The 17,174-nt window shown below is 37.3% G+C and carries 19 protein-coding genes; 18 read left to right on the top strand and 1 reads right to left on the bottom strand.

Features of this window, described 5'->3' with window-relative positions; all coding sequences use genetic code 11:
* Nucleotides 1-184: 184 nt before the first annotated feature.
* Nucleotides 185-1,057, bottom strand: a complete 873-nt coding sequence (locus tag QNH17_RS20720) for a YitT family protein (RefSeq protein ID WP_283874834.1) — start codon at nucleotides 1,055-1,057, stop codon at nucleotides 185-187.
* Between the two features lie 214 nt (nucleotides 1,058-1,271).
* Between QNH17_RS20720 and QNH17_RS20715 the strand changes: the two genes are divergently transcribed.
* The 18 genes from QNH17_RS20715 (at nucleotide 1,272) to QNH17_RS20630 (ending at nucleotide 17,161) form a co-directional block, all read left to right on the top strand.
* Nucleotides 1,272-1,598, top strand: a complete 327-nt coding sequence (locus QNH17_RS20715) for a nucleotide pyrophosphohydrolase (protein WP_035445060.1) — start codon at nucleotides 1,272-1,274, stop codon at nucleotides 1,596-1,598.
* 5 nt (nucleotides 1,599-1,603) lie between these two features.
* Entirely contained in the window at nucleotides 1,604-2,407 is an 804-nt protein-coding gene (gene dapB / locus QNH17_RS20710; RefSeq protein ID WP_283874832.1) for a 4-hydroxy-tetrahydrodipicolinate reductase, read from the top strand.
* A gap of 11 nt (nucleotides 2,408-2,418) precedes the next feature.
* Nucleotides 2,419-2,835: a methylglyoxal synthase gene (gene mgsA, locus QNH17_RS20705; RefSeq protein WP_144547436.1), complete on the top strand. Its 417-nt coding sequence runs from the start codon at nucleotides 2,419-2,421 to the stop codon at nucleotides 2,833-2,835.
* Entirely contained in the window at nucleotides 2,828-3,538 is a 711-nt protein-coding gene (gene bshB1 / locus QNH17_RS20700; protein ID WP_283874830.1) for a bacillithiol biosynthesis deacetylase BshB1, read from the top strand. Before mgsA ends, bshB1 begins: the two co-directional genes overlap by 8 nt.
* Nucleotides 3,539-3,540: 2 nt before the next feature.
* Entirely contained in the window at nucleotides 3,541-4,668 is a 1,128-nt protein-coding gene (gene bshA / locus QNH17_RS20695) for an N-acetyl-alpha-D-glucosaminyl L-malate synthase BshA (protein ID WP_283874828.1), read from the top strand.
* A gap of 10 nt (nucleotides 4,669-4,678) precedes the next feature.
* Nucleotides 4,679-5,878, top strand: a complete 1,200-nt coding sequence (locus QNH17_RS20690) for a CCA tRNA nucleotidyltransferase (RefSeq protein ID WP_283874826.1) — start codon at nucleotides 4,679-4,681, stop codon at nucleotides 5,876-5,878.
* On the top strand, nucleotides 5,863-6,840 hold the full coding sequence (locus QNH17_RS20685; RefSeq protein ID WP_283874824.1) for a biotin--[acetyl-CoA-carboxylase] ligase: 978 nt from the start codon (nucleotides 5,863-5,865) through the stop codon (nucleotides 6,838-6,840). The genes QNH17_RS20690 and QNH17_RS20685 overlap by 16 nt, the downstream gene beginning before the upstream one ends.
* A gap of 243 nt (nucleotides 6,841-7,083) precedes the next feature.
* Nucleotides 7,084-7,920, top strand: coding sequence for a 3-methyl-2-oxobutanoate hydroxymethyltransferase (gene panB / locus QNH17_RS20680; RefSeq protein ID WP_283874823.1), 837 nt, complete (start codon nucleotides 7,084-7,086; stop codon nucleotides 7,918-7,920).
* Complete coding sequence (panC, locus tag QNH17_RS20675) at nucleotides 7,917-8,765, top strand: pantoate--beta-alanine ligase (protein ID WP_283874821.1); 849 nt, start codon at nucleotides 7,917-7,919, stop codon at nucleotides 8,763-8,765. The genes panB and panC overlap by 4 nt, the downstream gene beginning before the upstream one ends.
* Before the next feature lie 30 nt (nucleotides 8,766-8,795).
* Nucleotides 8,796-9,179, top strand: coding sequence for an aspartate 1-decarboxylase (gene panD, locus QNH17_RS20670; protein WP_283874820.1), 384 nt, complete (start codon nucleotides 8,796-8,798; stop codon nucleotides 9,177-9,179).
* 167 nt (nucleotides 9,180-9,346) lie between these two features.
* Nucleotides 9,347-12,148, top strand: a complete 2,802-nt coding sequence (dinG, locus tag QNH17_RS20665; RefSeq protein WP_283874818.1) for an ATP-dependent DNA helicase DinG — start codon at nucleotides 9,347-9,349, stop codon at nucleotides 12,146-12,148.
* A 66-nt stretch (nucleotides 12,149-12,214) separates the two neighbouring features.
* The gene (locus QNH17_RS20660) at nucleotides 12,215-13,066 is read left to right on the top strand and encodes a ComEC/Rec2 family competence protein (protein ID WP_283874816.1); all 852 of its coding nucleotides are present in this window, start codon (nucleotides 12,215-12,217) and stop codon (nucleotides 13,064-13,066) included.
* A gap of 116 nt (nucleotides 13,067-13,182) precedes the next feature.
* Nucleotides 13,183-13,353: a YpmA family protein gene (locus tag QNH17_RS20655; RefSeq protein ID WP_098574777.1), complete on the top strand. Its 171-nt coding sequence runs from the start codon at nucleotides 13,183-13,185 to the stop codon at nucleotides 13,351-13,353.
* A 15-nt stretch (nucleotides 13,354-13,368) separates the two neighbouring features.
* On the top strand, nucleotides 13,369-13,842 hold the full coding sequence (locus QNH17_RS20650; protein WP_283874814.1) for a cell wall elongation regulator TseB-like domain-containing protein: 474 nt from the start codon (nucleotides 13,369-13,371) through the stop codon (nucleotides 13,840-13,842).
* Nucleotides 13,843-13,873: 31 nt separating this feature from the next.
* A complete protein-coding gene (locus tag QNH17_RS20645) occupies nucleotides 13,874-15,070 on the top strand; it encodes a pyridoxal phosphate-dependent aminotransferase (protein ID WP_283879561.1) in 1,197 nt (398 codons plus the stop codon).
* A gap of 120 nt (nucleotides 15,071-15,190) precedes the next feature.
* The gene (locus QNH17_RS20640) at nucleotides 15,191-15,889 is read left to right on the top strand and encodes a DnaD domain-containing protein (protein ID WP_283874812.1); all 699 of its coding nucleotides are present in this window, start codon (nucleotides 15,191-15,193) and stop codon (nucleotides 15,887-15,889) included.
* Nucleotides 15,890-16,143: 254 nt separating this feature from the next.
* Nucleotides 16,144-16,806 carry an endonuclease III gene (nth, locus tag QNH17_RS20635; RefSeq protein WP_283874810.1) on the top strand — a complete coding sequence of 221 codons (663 nt, stop codon included), beginning with the start codon at nucleotides 16,144-16,146 and terminating at the stop codon, nucleotides 16,804-16,806.
* Entirely contained in the window at nucleotides 16,799-17,161 is a 363-nt protein-coding gene (locus tag QNH17_RS20630) for a YpoC family protein (protein WP_283874809.1), read from the top strand. The genes nth and QNH17_RS20630 overlap by 8 nt, the downstream gene beginning before the upstream one ends.
* The last annotated feature ends 13 nt before the right edge of the window (nucleotides 17,162-17,174 follow it).

Raw genomic sequence — 17,174 nt, 5'->3', positions numbered from 1 at the left:
ACCGAGATAAAGGAAACACGAAGAGCGACAGCGCATTCGTGCTAGACTTATCGTAGGGCGGAGAGCGAAGTACACTAGCCGCTGGGTGCTGGAGCTGGATTCAGAGAACTATTTCTATTTAACAACAATTAATTATTTTATAATTTTCTATACATTAAAAAGCAATGTCTAACGACATTGCTTTTTAATCTGTTATTGGCATTTTATTTTCATCTAGGGTGAATCCTTCTCCATGAACATCATGGACAATGGTAATAGAAACAAAGGCATGCGGATCGACCGAAGTGATTACATTTTTTAACCGGACGATTTCATTTTTAGCGACAACACAATATAAGACTTCACGTTCACTTTTTGTGTACGATCCATAACCTTTTAAGGCAGTTACTCCCCGATCCATTTCCTCCATAATTTTTGCGGCAATTTGTTCATTTTTTTCAGAAATGATCATTGCGCCTCTTGCAGAATAAGCGCCTTCTAAGATGAAATCGATGACTCTTGCACCTATAAAAACAGCTACAAGTGTATACATTGCCTGTTTATAATTTAAATATGTTATTAGTGATAAGGCGATAACACATGCATCAAATAAGAACATCGTTTTTCCCATATTCCAGCCTGCATATTTTTGGACGAGCCTTGCAATAATATCGACTCCGCCCGTTGTTCCACCATAACGAAAGATTACTCCTAAACCAATGCCTGTTAAAACCCCAGCAAATAATGCGGCTAATGTTAAATCACTTTCAAGTGGCATTTCAATGGCATAGCGTTGAAATATCCAAAGAAAAATAGATACTCCAACCGTTCCTATGATGGTATATAAAAATGTATTCCGTCCTAACAATTTCCAGCCAATAAAAAAAAGTGGAATATTTAAAAATAGATTCGAATAAGACGGATCCCACTTGAACAAGAAATAAAATAAGAGTGCAATACCAGTGAAACCACCCTCAGCCAACTTGTTTTGCATATTAAAATTGACAAGGCCAAACGACATGATTGCAGCTCCTAAAAGGATGAACAATATGTTTTTAAATTTAAGTCCTGATAACATTCATAATCTCCCCTCTGCCATAAATTCTCTTATATGGCGGTTTTTATTATATCGAATTAAAAATGTTAGAGCAATGGTTGTAAAAAAGAGCATTAATAAATGAAAACATTTGTAAAACCGCAATAATTTAGCTAACATTAACAATGAATAAGAAAATGGACATAAGTATGAGTCATAATAACGAGGTGTAGACGAAGTGGCCAAGGAAAAGACGATGAAAGATCTTCAGCAAGAAGTAGATTTGTACATTAGTCAATTTAAAGAGGGTTATTTCAGTCCGCTGGCCATGTTGGCGCGACTTACAGAGGAACTTGGGGAATTTGCTAGAGAGGTAAACCATTACTATGGGGAGAAACCCAAAAAAACTAGTGAAACTGAAAAAGCGATTGAGGAAGAGTTGGGGGATCTTTTATTTGTATTAATTTGCTTTGCAAATTCTTTAAATATTAGCCTCGAAGATGCACATGATTATGTCATGGCAAAATTTAAGACAAGAGACAAAGATCGTTGGACAAGAATTAATGAAGGAAAAATGGAGTGAATGTTATGGAAAAAATAAAAATTATCATCGCAGGTCCCCGCGGCAGGATGGGGAGCGAAGCTGTAAAATTGGTCGCTAATACTGAACACTTTGAACTAGTGGCTGTTGTAGATCATAAGTATGATGGTATCATGCTAAGCGATTTGGAAGGTTTTCATTCAATACATAATGTGCAAGTTTATTCTAATATTGAAACATGCCTGCAGAATGTTCAAGCAGATGTGTTGATTGACCTAACCACACCTGAAGTAGGTATGCACCACGCAAAAACTGCGCTTGCCTACAATGTACGCCCAGTTGTAGGTACGACCGGTTTTACAAATAGTGATTTAGAGGAATTAGAAAGTATTTGTCAGGAAAAGAATTTGGGGTGTATCATCGCTCCGAATTTTGCCATAGGTGCTGTGTTAATGATGAAATTTTCCCAAATGGCTGCAAAATATTTTGATGATGTAGAAATTATTGAATTGCACCACGACCAGAAGTTGGATGCACCGTCTGGAACGGCGGTAAAAACTGCTGAAATGATATCTTCAGTGCGAGAGTCAAAAAAACAAGGTCACCCAAATGAAAAAGAAACAATAGAAGGTGCACGGGGAGCGAATTTTGATGGAATGCATATTCACTCGGTCCGTTTGCCGGGATTGGTCGCGCATCAACAAGTGTTATTCGGCTCAGATGGTCAGACTCTAACAATCAGGCATGATTCCTACCATCGAGGGTCGTTTATGTCTGGGGTAAAAGTGGCAGTGGAATCTGTAATGACACATAATACCTTTGTTTATGGCCTTGAAAATATTTTAGGGTAGGAGGAAAAATAATGAATATTGCTTTAATTGCTCATGATAATAAGAAAAATGATTTGGTACAGTTCGCGATCGCCTATCAGAATATTTTTTCGAAGCATTCTTTATTTGCTACTGGGACAACTGGGCAAAGGATTAGTGAAGCAACGGGGTTGAGTATTACACGGTTCCAATCCGGACCGCTTGGTGGTGACCAGCAAATCGGTGCCATGATTGCCCAAAATGAAATGGATGCTGTTTTCTTTTTCCGCGATCCATTAACCGCCCAGCCTCATGAACCAGATGTTACTGCCTTAGTAAGACTATGTGATGTTTACTCCATACCCCTTGCAACCAATATGGGAACTGCAGAATTGCTAATAAGAGGTTTAGAACTGGGGCTTATTGAATGGAGAAATATAATTAAAGAGAATGGTGGACTTAATGATTAATCAACACCTTGAAGTCCTTGCATTTGGTGCCCATGCGGACGATGTCGAGATAGGCATGGCGGGGACTATTGCAAAATTTACATCTGAAGGAAAACGTGTGGGTATCTGTGATCTAACAGATGCCGACCTCTCTTCAAATGGGAACGTAGAATTAAGAAAGTTAGAGGCAGCGAAAGCAGCTGAAGTGTTAAAAGTTTCATGTAGAACCTCCTTAGGTTTTCCAGATAGGGGTTTATTTCTTAAAGAAGAATACATAAGAGAAATTGCAAGGGTCATAAGAAAAACTAAGCCTCAAATTGTGTTTGCACCTTATTTTGAAGACCGCCATCCAGACCATGGAAATTGTGCTAGTTTAGTGGAGGAGGCAGTTTTTTCTGCTGGAATACGAAAATATGTAACAGAAGGAAATGAACCTGCCCACCGAGTAGAAAGAGTTTATTTTTATATGATTAATGGTTTTCATAAACCAGATTTTGTTATCGATATTTCTCAATACATAGATAAAAAGCTCCAAGCATTAAGGGAGTATAAGAGCCAATTCCAGCAAACAGAAGAAACCTACAATACCCCGCTCGTAAATGGGTATATTGAAACAGTAGAGGCAAGGGAAAGAATGTTTGGCAAGCTCGTTGGTGTTACATTTGCTGAAGGGTTCAAAACGAAAGTTCCTATTCTTTTGAATCGAGATTTGATAGGAGAATAACCATGAGGAAATTAAAAATTGGAATTACTTGCTATCCGACAGTAGGCGGGTCGGGTGTGGTAGCAACGGAATTAGGAAAAATGCTTGCTGAAAAAGGTCATGAAATTCATTTCATTTCATCAAGCATCCCTTTTAGATTGAACAAAATTTATCATAATATCTATTATCATCAAGTTGAAGTGAATCAATATTCCTTATTTCAGTACCCACCTTACGATATTGCTTTAGCAAGTAAAATGGCGGAAGTAGCTAATCGGGAAAAATTAGATTTGCTTCACGTTCACTATGCTATTCCTCACGCGGTTTGTGCTATATTAGCCAAGCAAATGAGTCACCGAGATTTTAAAATCGTCACTACCCTACACGGAACTGACATAACTGTCTTGGGGTATGATCCTTCGTTGACAGATGCGATTAAATTTGGAATAGAAAAATCTGATGTGGTAACTGCTGTTTCGAAAGCGCTTGTGGATCAAACTTATGATCTCATTAATCCTGATAAAACAATCGAAACTGTCTATAATTTTATTGATGACCGAGTCTATAAAAAAATGGATGCACTCGCTTTGAAGTCGGATTTTGAGATAAGGGAAGAGGAGAAAGTGATCATTCATGTTTCCAATTTCCGTCCCGTAAAACGAGTGAAAGATGTAGTGAAATCTTTTGCAAAGATTGCATCAGCAATGCCTGCAAAATTACTGTTGGTCGGTGATGGTCCCGAAATGACCATCGTTTGTAAGTTGGTCAGAGACCTGGGCTTAGAAGATCAAGTCATTTTTCTTGGTAAACAAGAGAGTTTAGAGGAATTGTACTCTATTAGTGATTTAATGTTGTTATTATCTGAAAAAGAAAGCTTTGGACTTGTTGCCTTAGAGGCGATGGCGTGTGGTGTCCCTTGTATTGGGACAAATGTTGGCGGTGTACCAGAGGTTATTAATCATGGTGTCAATGGATTTATTTGTGAAGTAGGAGACATAGAGGATATTTCCAGTCGAGCAATGGCTGTTTTAAATGATGCCGAGCTTCATCAGCAATTTTCTAAACAATCCATTTACACAGCAAAAACAACATTTAAAGCGGACAAGATCGTTGAACAATATGAGCAAATATATTTTAATTTACTGAATTAAGGTGAAGGAAATGACAGACCCATTCCAAACTGCAATTCCTGTCATAAAAAAGCTAGAGGATGCCGGATATGAGGCCTATTTTGTTGGCGGATCAGTAAGAGATTTTCTTTTAAAAAGAATGATTAATGACGTGGATATTGCGACAAGTGCAACACCAGATGAAGTGAAAAAAATTTTTCCGAAAACAGTAGATATTGGAATAGAACATGGAACGGTTCTAGTCTTGGTGAATAATGGGGCATATGAGATTACTACCTTTAGAACAGAATCGGATTATGAAGATTATCGTAGACCGAAAGAGGTTACGTTTATTCGAAATCTAAAGGATGACTTGCAGCGCAGGGATTTTACAATGAATGCCATTGCAATGGACAGGAATAGAAAACTGATTGATCCATTTAACGGATTTTTAGCGATTCAGAATAAAATAATTCAAACCGTCGGAAGTCCAAGTGACAGATTCCAAGAAGATGCTTTAAGAATGATGAGAGCGGTACGGTTTGTTAGTCAACTTTCATTTCAAATTGAAGCGGGAACTGTCACCGCATTAGCCAGTCTTGTTCACTTACTTGATAAGATTGCTGTAGAGAGAAAAAGAACAGAGTTTGAAAAACTGTTAATCGGTAAAAACAAACCCACCGCACTAAATATCCTTCTTGATACAAACATCTATTTATATTTGCCTGGTTTAAAAGGAAATCGGCAAGCGTTAGAGAAAATGATTAGCTTTGAAAGCAACACTCTCAATAGTAATGAAATGTGGTCATTATTAATTTTCTGTTTACAATTAAAAGAAAAAGAGATCGAGGCATTTCTAAAAGACTGGCGGCTTGCAATTAAGGAAATAAGAGAGATTGGGCGAACGGTCCATTTCTTATATAAAAGACTTGAACAAGAATGGTCTATTTATGACCTCTATTCTGCGGGCCGTGATACGATTCTTTCAACAGAAAGACTCTACCTTGTGATTAAACGAATAAAGGATTATCGCTCGATTAAACATTGGGTTAACCTGTATGATTCTCTTCCGATTAAAGAACGGGCAGAAATAAATATATCAGGGAATGACTTAATGGATTGGTACAATAAAAGAGGCGGACCATGGCTAAAGGAAACGCTATTAGATATTGAAAACAGTATCCTATCTTGCCAACTAGAGAATAACAAAGAAAAAATCAAGGAGTGGCTAATGAAGTGCAATCAGAAATAAGAAAAGAATTACTTGATGCCTTTACAAATGCCGGAGATGCCTTTTTGTCAGGTCAACATCTAGCTGAACTCATTGGCTGCTCTAGAACGGCAGTTTGGAAGCACATAGAGGAACTAAGAAAAGAAGGATTTGAATTAGATGCAGTTAGAAATAAGGGATATCGAATTCTGAAAACCCCAGAAAAAATAACAGCGGATGAAATAAGACTTGGCCTTACAACTCACTTCATGGGAAGAAATATCCATTATGAGGAGACTGTTGAGTCTACTCAGAAGATTGCCCATCGCATGGCTTCTGAAGATGCCCCAGAAGGAACGGTCATTATCGCCGAAGAGCAGTTGTCAGGCAGGGGCAGAATGGCCCGTAAATGGCATTCTCCAAAATATACAGGGATTTGGATGAGCATGATCCTGCGTCCCAATATCCCCCTTAGTAATGCGCCACAATTAACATTATTAGCAGCGGTTGCAATTGTTCAAGCCATTGAAGAAATGACAGACTTAATGCCAGATATCAAATGGCCTAATGATGTTCTAATTAATGGAAAAAAAGTCACTGGAATTTTAACTGAGCTACAGGCTGAAGCCGATCGAATTCATTCGATTATTATTGGAATTGGTATCAATGTGAATCAAAAGACAGAAGATTTCCCAGCAGAAATTCAAGAAATTGCCACCTCCCTTTTTATTGAGCAAAAAGAAACTGTCTCGAGGGCGGAATTAATTAAAAGTATCCTCAAGAATTTTGAAAATTTGTATACAATGTATTTGGAGCAGGGCTTCTTACCAATAAAGCTTTTATGGGAGGGCTATGCCAGCAGTATCGGCAAGTACATTAAAGCGAGAACATTAACGAAGACTATTGAAGGTAAAGCACTCGGAATCACAGATGATGGAGTGTTGAAACTAGAAGATCAGACTGGTTTCATTCACCAAATTTATTCAGCGGATATTGAGTTATAAGGCTTGAACTTTTCGAGAAATTTGCTATAATTCATTCCAATGGGCAGTATCCATGGTGAACTGCACCTTTATGTATTAAACAACAATTTAAAAAGGTTTCTGCCTAGATCCGTTTAACGGACCGGGACAGAGGGATGAAGCATGTAATTGAGTAATAGGGATCCTCTGCCTTCAGAAGGATCTTTTTATTTGCTCTTCGAAATCTTCTAATCCCCTCTCCCAACTAAAAGGAGGGAAAAATGGATGAAACAAGCAACAGATTTTATGAAAATGAAGGAAAATAACGAAAAAATTGTCATGTTAACTGCGTATGATTACCCCTCTGCTAAACAAGCAGAAGAAGGTGGAGTTGACATTATTTTGGTGGGAGATTCACTTGGTATGGTTGTCTTAGGGTATGATTCAACCATTCCGGTGACGCTTGAAGACATGATCCATCATACGAAAGCAGTAAAACGAGGTGCTAAAGATACATTTATTCTCGCGGACCTGCCATTTTTAACCTATCATTTATCTGTCCGGGATACTCTTATGAATGCAGGCAGACTCATTCAAGAAACAGGCGCACATGCAGTAAAGCTCGAAGGTGCAGATGATGTATTAGAAAAAATAGCTGCTCTTACGAAAGCAGGCATCCCAGTGTGTGCTCATTTGGGGTTAACTCCACAATCAGTTGGGGTTTTAGGCGGGTATAAAGTACAAGGGAAAGATGCAGAGACGGCCAGAAAATTAATAGATGATGCGAAGAAATGTGAAGAAGCAGGAGCGTTCGCTATCGTACTTGAATGTGTCCCAAAACAATTGGCTGAAGAAATTACACAAAGTCTTTCTATACCTATAATTGGTATTGGTGCTGGGATAGAGGTGGACGGTCAAGTGCTTGTATATCATGATATCCTTGGTTATGGTGTTGAGCGTGTTCCGAAGTTCGTGAAACAATACCATTCTGTAAATCCTTTTATGCTCGAATCTATTCAAGCATATGCAGCAGATGTTAAAAACAAACAGTTTCCTGAAGATAAGCATTCATTCACAATGAAGGACCAGGAACTGAAAGGGCTTTATGGAGGTATAAAATGAGGGTAATCACCACAATTAAAGAAATGCAGGAGTTAATTTTGAAACAAAAGTCCCAAGGAAAATCTATTGGTTTTGTTCCAACGATGGGTTTTCTGCATGAAGGACATTTAACGCTGTTAAATAGAGCTAGACAAGAAAATGATATCGTCGTCCTCAGCATATTTGTGAATCCTTTACAGTTTGGTCCGAAAGAGGATTATGCTGAATATCCACGTGACTTTGAGCGTGACCGTGCTTTGGCTGAAAGTGAAATGGCCGATTTTATATTTTATCCAAGTGTAGAAGAAATGTATCCTACTGACCTTTCAGTTAGAGTTACCGTACAGGAGCGCACAGATGTTTTATGTGGTAGTTCACGCCCTGGCCATTTTGACGGGGTTGCTACAGTCATTACAAAGTTCTTTAACATTATTATGCCAACACGTGCTTATTTTGGGAAAAAAGATGCCCAGCAAGTTGCGGTTATTGAAGGATTAATTTCAGATTTTAATATTCCTGTAAATCTTGTAGCAGTAGATATTGTCCGGGAAAATGATGGACTGGCTAAGAGTTCCCGTAATGTTAATCTCCTGCCGAAGGAAAGGAAAGAAGCACCTGTTCTTTATCAGAGTCTTCAAGCAGCTGCTGCAGCTATAGATGAAGGTGAGAGAGATCCCAATAAATTAATTCATCTGATTCGTGAAGAGATTGGTAAAGAATCATCTGGTGTAATTGATTATGTCCAAATCTACTCTTATCCGCAATTAAAACCATTGGAAAAATTAGAGGGTACAATTATTATTGCGCTCGCTGTAAAATTTACAAAGGTTCGTTTAATAGACAATTTCATTACAAAAATAGATTGATAGGACTAAGTGGAAATGGAGGAAGAGGATATGTTTCGCAACATGATGAACGGAAAGATTCACCGTGCCACTGTTACTGAGGCAAATTTAAATTATGTAGGCAGTATTACAATCGATGAGGACATATTAGATGCAGTCGGAATGATTGCAAATGAAAAAGTTCAAATAGTTAACAATAATAACGGTGCCCGCTTAGAGACTTATATAATTCCTGGTGAAAGAGGCAGCGGAGTCATTTGTTTAAATGGTGCAGCCGCCCGTCTTGTTCAAAAAGGTGATATCGTCATTATTATCTCTTATGCGCTAATTGCTGAAGAAAAAGTAGCTGCACATAAACCAAAAGTGGCGATCATGGATGAAGATAATCGTATTAAAGAACTTATCCATGCTGAACCTGCACTAACGATCATGTAATCCCCGTTCAGGGGATTTTTCTTTTTTACCTAGAGTTTTATATAATATACATAATAAAAATAATCGTAAAGTTTATGGTAGAATCTAGAGCTCCTAGTAGTGTATACTTTTTCTTTTAAAGATTATGTGATACCGTTTTAATGAACGAAGGTTTGGGGTGTTAATAAATGCGAAATAAATTCGTCGTAATCGATTTGGAAACAACGGGAAACATTCCAAAAAAAGGTGATAAAATCATCCAATTTGCAGCTGTGGTCATTGAAAATGGGAAAATCACAGAAAAGTTTTCATCATTAATTAATCCCAAAAAATCCATCCCCATATTTATTGAAGAATTAACTGGTTTAAATGATGATATGGTGAAAGATGCGCCACTTTTTTCTGAAATTGCAGAAAAAGTCATGACATTACTGGACGGGGCTTATTTTGTTGCACATAATGTTTTGTTTGATTTGTCCTTTCTTCAAGAAGAATTAATCCAATCAGGCCAAGAAGGGTTCTTCGGTCCTGTTCTAGATACGGTTGAATTGGCGAGAATCCTTTATCCGACAGCAGATGGTTATAAGCTATCTGATTTAGCTGAGAGAGAAAAATTGAATCATGATCGCCCCCATCAAGCAGATAGTGATGCACAGGTAACAGCTGAACTTTTACTTATTCTTATAGAACGTTTGACTTCATTACCAATCACAACATTAAAACAGCTTGCGCATTTATCAGGGGGATTGAAAAGCGACCTTCAACAGTTGCTTGATGAATTACTTGTTATTAAGGAAGAAACTGTAGAAAACTTATCTGAGACAATTGAGATATTTAAGGAACTTGCTTTAAAAAGAATTCCCAACCATATTAGGCTTCATGCTGAAGATAAAGAATATCGTTTTCCTGCATCTGAGGCAGAAAAAATCGAATTGGTCAGTCAGGCATTTGAAGCTTTCGAGAAGAGAACTGGCCAATTTACCATGATGGATACAGTCTACCAGGCTTTTCAAAATGAAAATCATGCTGTAATTGAGGCTGGTACAGGTGTAGGAAAATCACTTGGCTATTTGCTGCCATGTGCTTACTTTTCTAGGAAAAATAGGCATCCTATCGTTGTAAGTACACATACTATCCATTTGCAAGAGCAGATTCTAAAAAATGAAATACCGCTCTTGGCTAAACTTTTGCCCTTTCCATTAGACACAGTATTGCTAAAGGGAAGAAATCATTATCTTAGTTTAGAAAAGTTTCACCAGACACTAGCGGATGATAACGATAATTACGATACTGGATTAACAAAAATGCAAATTCTTGTTTGGTTGATCGAAACAGAAACCGGTGATCGGGACGAGTTAAACCTTTCAAGTGGCGGGCAAATTTTTTGGAATAAAATAAAGAATGAACCATCAATATTTTTACAAGACGAAGCATGGCAGGAAAGAGATTTTTATTTAAGAGCAAAAAGAAAGGCTGAAGTTGCTGACCTTATTATTACAAATCATTCTTTATTACTAAGTGATATTAAAGGTGAAGCCGCTATCTTGCCTGAATTTTCTTATGCCATTATTGATGAAGGGCATCATTTTGAAAAAGCTGCTAGTCAGTTTTTTGGACATACATTAGATTATTTATCTACCCGTCTCCTATTGGGTCAATTTGGGCTATATGAACAAAAACAGCTCTTTTATGAATTGGAAAAGCTAATTGATTCTATATCAACAAAAAATGAGAGCAGGACCACCTCAACTAAGGTCAATCAACTTATGGCTGATCTTATTTTTGAAATGGATGAATTTTTTCAATTGATTGCTCTTTTTGCAAAAGCCAAGATGGCGAATAAAAAAGGAGTTAATCGTGCCAAAATTCGCTTTTCACCCAATGACGAAGCAAAAGAAAAAAAGGCACTAGTTCACAGTGCTGAGAGATTTGCCTTTTTACTAAAGGACCTTGATTCAGAAATCAGTGAACGTCTTGAATGGATTAAAAATGAAAGTAATTCTTTTTCACGTATAGAAGAAAACAAATTGGAGGAGATTCTTTCATTTCAAATCGAATTAACAAAACTTAGAGATACAGTAATCAATTCCTTTCTGAAAATAACGAATGATGTAAAATGGATTGAAATAGATATACGCTCACCGCAAAATGTAACTACCTTTATGGTACAGCCAACTTCAGTTGCGGGGAAACTATACGAACAATTCTTTCAATTAAAAAAAGCGGTAGTATTTACTTCGGCAACGTTAACTGTAAATAAATCATTTGAATATTTTATAAAGGAAATGGGTTTAGACCCTGTGTCTACAGTACAATTAAATATCCCATCTCCATTTGCATATAATCAACAGGTACAGCTATTAATTCCTGAGGACTTACCAGAAATTAATACCGTATCTTTGGATGATTATGTGATTTCAATTACGGAGCATATCATTACAATAGCTGAGGCAACTAAGGGAAGAATGCTGCTTCTATTTACTGCCTATGACATGCTAAAGAAAACCTATGAATTAATCAAAGAAAGTGGTTTTTTACATGACTACGCAATGATTGCACAAGGGATAACCAGTGGAAGCAGAACAAGGCTAACCAGAAACTTTCAACGGTATGATAAGGCCTTATTGTTAGGGACAAGCAGTTTTTGGGAAGGCGTAGATATACCTGGTGAGGACTTATCATGCCTTGTTATTGTCAGGCTTCCGTTTAGCCCGCCAGATGATCCTTTAACAGAGGCGAAATGCCAGTTAATCGAAAAACGGGGGGGAAATTCCTTTTCTGAATACTCCCTGCCAGAAGCAATTCTCCGATTTAAACAAGGTTTTGGTAGACTTATTCGAACAGAAAGTGATCGTGGTATCATTGTGGTATTTGACAAAAGAATTGTAACCACGAAATATGGGAAGGCATTTTTGAAATCAGTTCCCCCCGTTCCTATTAATCGAGGAAAGATGGATGAATTAGTTGAAATTATCCAGTCCTGGTTGTGATTTGAGGGATAATTAGTCTGGATAAAAATTGGTAAATAAACACATCCTTAATATAGGAGGTGTGTCATGAGAACCTTACTAATTATCTTGTCATTTTTTCTTCCCACGACACTCATGGTAGAGGCATCAGGGCCATCATTAAATAATATTGAAAATATTAATTTAAATATTAAAGACCATGAGGTTGCAGTCACTTTTCTGGGGTTGTCGGCAGGGGAAGCAACACTAATCCAAGGCGCAAATAATGAGAATACCTTGATAAATACCGGAGGAAAAGAAACTGCTGCGGAATTAGAAGGGTGGCTTTTCCTTTATGATGTGAAGGAGATTTCTAAATTAATCCTTACACATAACGGAACAGAACTCTCTAAACAACAATTAAATCGTCTAATCTCGAAATATAATATCAAAGAAATAATTACAACACCTAAATTGTCTGCTCAAATCAAAACAGAGCTAGATTCAAAAAATAAGCCCGCAGTTATCTCTTGGGGGCAGGGTACAAAGAGACCTATCCTGCCTGAGATGAATGCTGAAGTTCAATTTGTGGGAAATGATGCGAATGAAGGTATGGATCTAACACTTGATTTTTTTAATCATCGAATATTCCTTATGACTTCATTCACGCCAAGAGCTGAAGAAACACTCTTGGAGAAAAATCTGGAGAATATTAATGTGTTTAAAATCCCTAATGGTGTACCGGAAGACTCCTTATCTGAGAAATTAATTCAATATCTAAATCCGCAAATTTCAGTCCTTTTTGCACCAGAAGAAGAGGTACATGATCCAGATATATTAGTCGATCTTCACGAAACTTGGTCAGAAATTTATTCAACGAAAAAACATGGAACCATAACAATAAAATTCACCGATTCAAATTATGAGATCATAACCATTCCGATAGAAACGGATGAATAAAATTTTATTAGAAAAATCATAGCATCTTTGACCCGCTTTTTGCTTCCACCTGTTATAATAATGGATAAGATTTATCAAATAATGTAGATATATAGGAAAAAATTGGAGGATAACGGATGGAAAGTAAAATAGAAGTTTTATCAACAGTGAAAATCCAACACAGTCCGGATTTGTATAAAATTGTTGACGCCCTTAATCGAACCTTGAAACAGGAAGACCTTATGTTTGGACTTGCACTGGATCAAGCGAATCAAAATACAGCGATTTTTACGATTTATCGTACATAAAGAAGTGAATTAGCAATGAAAAAGTGGATTATTGTTCTATCAATAATAGTAGTAGCCTTTTGTGGGTTATTGATAAAAGTTTATTTATCAGCATTGGATCCTGTGAAAACAGCAGAGACAAAAGCTGTCTCACGTGCTCAAGAGGAAACCTCACTAAAAGAAGTAGAAGATTTTCATATTTATAATGGTATTGAAACGGTTAATGTCATTGAGGGGAAAAGTAAGAATGGCAACAAAATTATCGTGTGGATGCCTGAGAAAAGTAAGGAAATTTTCGTAAGAAAAGCTAAGAATGGTTTAACCAGGGAAGAAGCTATTCAAAAACTTCAACAAGAAAAAAGCCCGAAGGAGATCATATCTGTTCGACTCGGTATGGAAAAGAATATCCCACTGTGGGAAATTTATTACCGTTCTAATAATAATTTAATAAATTATTACTATGTTCACTTTGATACAGGTGAATGGCTAAAAAAAATTGAAAACCTATAACTAGATGGAGAGCGGAGGAATTGGAATGGTAGTGGAATTAGCTAATCGTGTAAAAGCACTTACACCTTCAACGACATTAGCGATTACGGCAAAAGCAAAAGAACTAAAGGAACAAGGGGAGGATGTTATCGGTCTAGGTGCTGGTGAGCCTGACTTTAATACTCCACAACATATTTTAGATGCTGCATTTCAATCCATGAATGAGGGACATACGAAGTACACCCCTTCAGCTGGCTTGCCTGCTTTAAAGAAGGCAATTATCAAGAAATTTGTTGAAGACCAGGGGTTAGCATTTAATCCTAATGAAATCATTGTGGGAAATGGCGCAAAACACGTCCTTTATACCTTGTTTCAAGTGGTCTTAAATGATGGTGATGAGGTCATCATCCCAACACCATATTGGGTCAGTTACCCAGAACAAGTAAAATTAGCTGGAGGCGTACCAGTTTATATTGAGGGATTTGAGGAAAATCAATTTAAAATCACACCAGAACAATTAAAAAAGGCGATTACGAAGAAGACAAAAGCCGTTATTATTAATTCGCCTAGCAACCCTACAGGAGTCCTATATACAGCTGAAGAGCTTTTGGAAATAGGCAAAGTTTGCCTTGAGGAAAACATTCTCATTGTTTCAGATGAAATATATGAAAAGCTAGTTTACGGGAAAAATAAACATATTTCAATTGCTCAACTTTCTCCTGAATTAAAAGAACAAACAATTGTTATTAATGGCGTTTCCAAGTCACATTCGATGACTGGTTGGAGAATAGGGTATGCAGCTGGTAATAAAAATATTATTGAAGCAATGACAAACCTTGCTAGTCATAGTACATCTAACCCAACAACAACTGCCCAATATGCAGCAATTGCAGCTTACACTGGCTCACAACAGCCAGTAGAAGACATGAGGAAGGCATTTGAAGAAAGATTAGAAATTATTTTTACTAAGCTTGTTGCAATTCCAGGTGTGACATGTGTGAAACCACAAGGAGCTTTTTATCTTTATCCAAATGTAAGGAAAGCAGCAGAGATGACAGGTTACCAGAATGTGGATGACTTTGTAGAAGCCTTACTCGTGGACGCAAAGGTTGCAGTTATTCCTGGGTCAGGTTTTGGAACCCCTGATAATATCCGTCTTTCCTACGCAACCTCTTTAACCTTGTTAGAAAAGGCAGTGGAGAGAATCCACCAATTTGTTGTTTCAAAATCAAGCATGGTCAATAATTAATTACTGTAAAAAGTCTGCGAAAAGCTGCAGGCTTTTTGCTTTTAGTTACCAAAGATGGATGCCTTATACTCTTACTCGGATAGATGCTTCATGATATACTTAACAGGAGGTGTCCTGAATATGAAAACAAACTTATTAGCATGGATTCAAGAAGGGAACATTACCGTTCCTACATTATTATTTTCTGAATATCGTAATTTAAATTTAAATGAATATGAACTTGTTCTATTATTAAATATTCTCACCTATTTAGAAAAAGGACATGAATTTCCTACTCCAGATGAACTTTCAGCAAGAATGACAATAACTATTTCTGATTGTAATGAAATGCTCAGAAGACTGATACAGAGAGGCTTTATTCAAATCACAGATGGATATAATCATGATGGTATTCGGTATGAGAAGTATTCCATTGAGCCTTTATGGGAAAGACTGATAGAACAGTTCTTAAAAAATAATAAAATGAATAAAGAATTGGATAAGAAAGCTGATGAAACAGATCTTTATACATGTTTTGAAAAGGAATTCGGACGTCCACTATCACCGTTTGAATGTGAATCACTTGCAATGTGGATGGATGATGACCATCATGACCCAATGATCATAAAAGCGGCTTTACGTGAAGCAGTAATGTCGGGGAAATTAAATTTCCGCTATATTGATAGAATTCTCTTTGAGTGGAAAAAGAATGGAATAAAAACAATTGAACAGGCCAAAAACCATGGTCTTAAATTTCGTCAAAAGCAAACACAAAAGGGAAGTATTAAAGATGAACCACATCAACCAACAGTCCCATTTTACAATTGGTTAGAACAATAAATTCGATGAGCGAGAGATATTTCTCTCGTTTTATTTCATTTGGCTTTGTTAAAGGTAAATGTTGATTTTGGCACTCTGTTGACCTTCGTTTAAGGTACGAAGACTCCTGCGGGAGTACGGGGCAGGGGAGACCCCGCAGGAGCAAAGCGACGAGGAGGCTCCCCGGCACGCCCGCGGAAAGCGAAGTGCCTGGAACGGAAATCAACAGACAAGTTTAACACAGCCCTTCATTTAAATAGAAGTAGGTGAAAGATATGCTTAATAACAGCCAAATCCGTTATTGCCTTGATCAAATGGGTGAAATGTTTCCTGATGCCCACTGTGAGCTTAACCATTCGAATCCCTTCGAACTAGTCATAGCTGTAGCTCTATCAGCACAATGTACCGATGTGCTTGTAAATAAAGTAACCAAATCATTATTTGAAAAATATAAAACACCAGAGGATTACCTAGCAGTTCCTCTTGAAGAATTACAAAACGATATTCGCTCGATTGGCCTTTACCGAAATAAAGCTAAAAACATTCAAAACCTTTGCCGAATTGTATTAGAAGAATATAACGGTGATATCCCAACAGACCGTGATGAGTTAACAAAACTGCCTGGTGTTGGCAGGAAAACAGCGAATGTTGTGGTGTCGGTTGCTTATAATATACCTGCAATTGCAGTAGACACACATGTGGAAAGAGTTAGTAAACGATTAGGTATTTGCAGGTGGAAGGATTCTGTTCTTGAAGTGGAAAAGACATTAATGAGAAAGGTTCCAAAAGAAGAGTGGTCACTTACACACCACCGCCTGATTTTCTTTGGACGTTACCATTGTAAAGCTCAAAATCCACAATGTCCAAGCTGCCCTTTATTAGAGCTTTGCAGGGAAGGAAAAAAGAGGATGAAAGGGCAGGTTGCAAGCAATGGATAAAAAGGAAGTGGAGATTTCCAACCTTTTGACAGAATGGAAAAATAGTAAAATGCAATTGGAATTATTATTTCGGGAACGTGAGTATAAAAATGCAAAATTGTTGATGGATAAGGGGATTCAGTTGTTTATTCAATTTCTGGCTTGGTCCAATGATTTGCCAGTTACTTTGAATGAATCGCTTAATTTTAAACAGTTAGAGTTTAAGCCGGTTAATGTGGAGGAACGATTGGCCTTCATTACCTCAAGGCCAGCTTTATATCATTCTTATCGACAACTATCAGAGTTGATGATGGAACAAGAAAAATTGTTTGTAAAGAGAAACATACTAAAAAAAGCGTCTAAACCAAATGGTTAGACGCTTATTAATG

The sequence above is a fragment of the Neobacillus sp. SuZ13 genome (assembly GCF_030123365.1).
Classification (GTDB): Bacteria; Bacillota; Bacilli; order Bacillales; family Cytobacillaceae; genus Neobacillus.
The sequence above is the reverse complement of the archived record's forward strand: the minus strand, read 5'-3'. Positions and strand labels throughout refer to the sequence as shown.

Excerpts from the sequence above, each read along its gene's own strand:
- QNH17_RS20655 (WP_098574777.1), top strand. The coding sequence starts at position 13,183 with ATGGAAAGTAAAATAGAAGTTTTATCAACAGTGAAAATCCAACACAGT.
- dapB (WP_283874832.1), top strand. The coding sequence starts at position 1,604 with ATGGAAAAAATAAAAATTATCATCGCAGGTCCCCGCGGCAGGATGGGG.
- QNH17_RS20640 (WP_283874812.1), top strand. The coding sequence starts at position 15,191 with ATGAAAACAAACTTATTAGCATGGATTCAAGAAGGGAACATTACCGTT.
- bshA (WP_283874828.1), top strand. The coding sequence starts at position 3,541 with ATGAGGAAATTAAAAATTGGAATTACTTGCTATCCGACAGTAGGCGGG.
- panB (WP_283874823.1), top strand. The coding sequence starts at position 7,084 with ATGAAACAAGCAACAGATTTTATGAAAATGAAGGAAAATAACGAAAAA.
- QNH17_RS20630 (WP_283874809.1), top strand. The coding sequence starts at position 16,799 with ATGGATAAAAAGGAAGTGGAGATTTCCAACCTTTTGACAGAATGGAAA.
- QNH17_RS20660 (WP_283874816.1), top strand. The coding sequence starts at position 12,215 with ATGAGAACCTTACTAATTATCTTGTCATTTTTTCTTCCCACGACACTC.
- panC (WP_283874821.1), top strand. The coding sequence starts at position 7,917 with ATGAGGGTAATCACCACAATTAAAGAAATGCAGGAGTTAATTTTGAAA.
- mgsA (WP_144547436.1), top strand. The coding sequence starts at position 2,419 with ATGAATATTGCTTTAATTGCTCATGATAATAAGAAAAATGATTTGGTA.
- dinG (WP_283874818.1), top strand. The coding sequence starts at position 9,347 with ATGCGAAATAAATTCGTCGTAATCGATTTGGAAACAACGGGAAACATT.
- QNH17_RS20720 (WP_283874834.1), bottom strand. The coding sequence starts at position 1,057 with ATGTTATCAGGACTTAAATTTAAAAACATATTGTTCATCCTTTTAGGA.
- QNH17_RS20650 (WP_283874814.1), top strand. The coding sequence starts at position 13,369 with ATGAAAAAGTGGATTATTGTTCTATCAATAATAGTAGTAGCCTTTTGT.
- nth (WP_283874810.1), top strand. The coding sequence starts at position 16,144 with ATGCTTAATAACAGCCAAATCCGTTATTGCCTTGATCAAATGGGTGAA.
- QNH17_RS20715 (WP_035445060.1), top strand. The coding sequence starts at position 1,272 with ATGAAAGATCTTCAGCAAGAAGTAGATTTGTACATTAGTCAATTTAAA.
- panD (WP_283874820.1), top strand. The coding sequence starts at position 8,796 with ATGTTTCGCAACATGATGAACGGAAAGATTCACCGTGCCACTGTTACT.
- bshB1 (WP_283874830.1), top strand. The coding sequence starts at position 2,828 with ATGATTAATCAACACCTTGAAGTCCTTGCATTTGGTGCCCATGCGGAC.
- QNH17_RS20690 (WP_283874826.1), top strand. The coding sequence starts at position 4,679 with ATGACAGACCCATTCCAAACTGCAATTCCTGTCATAAAAAAGCTAGAG.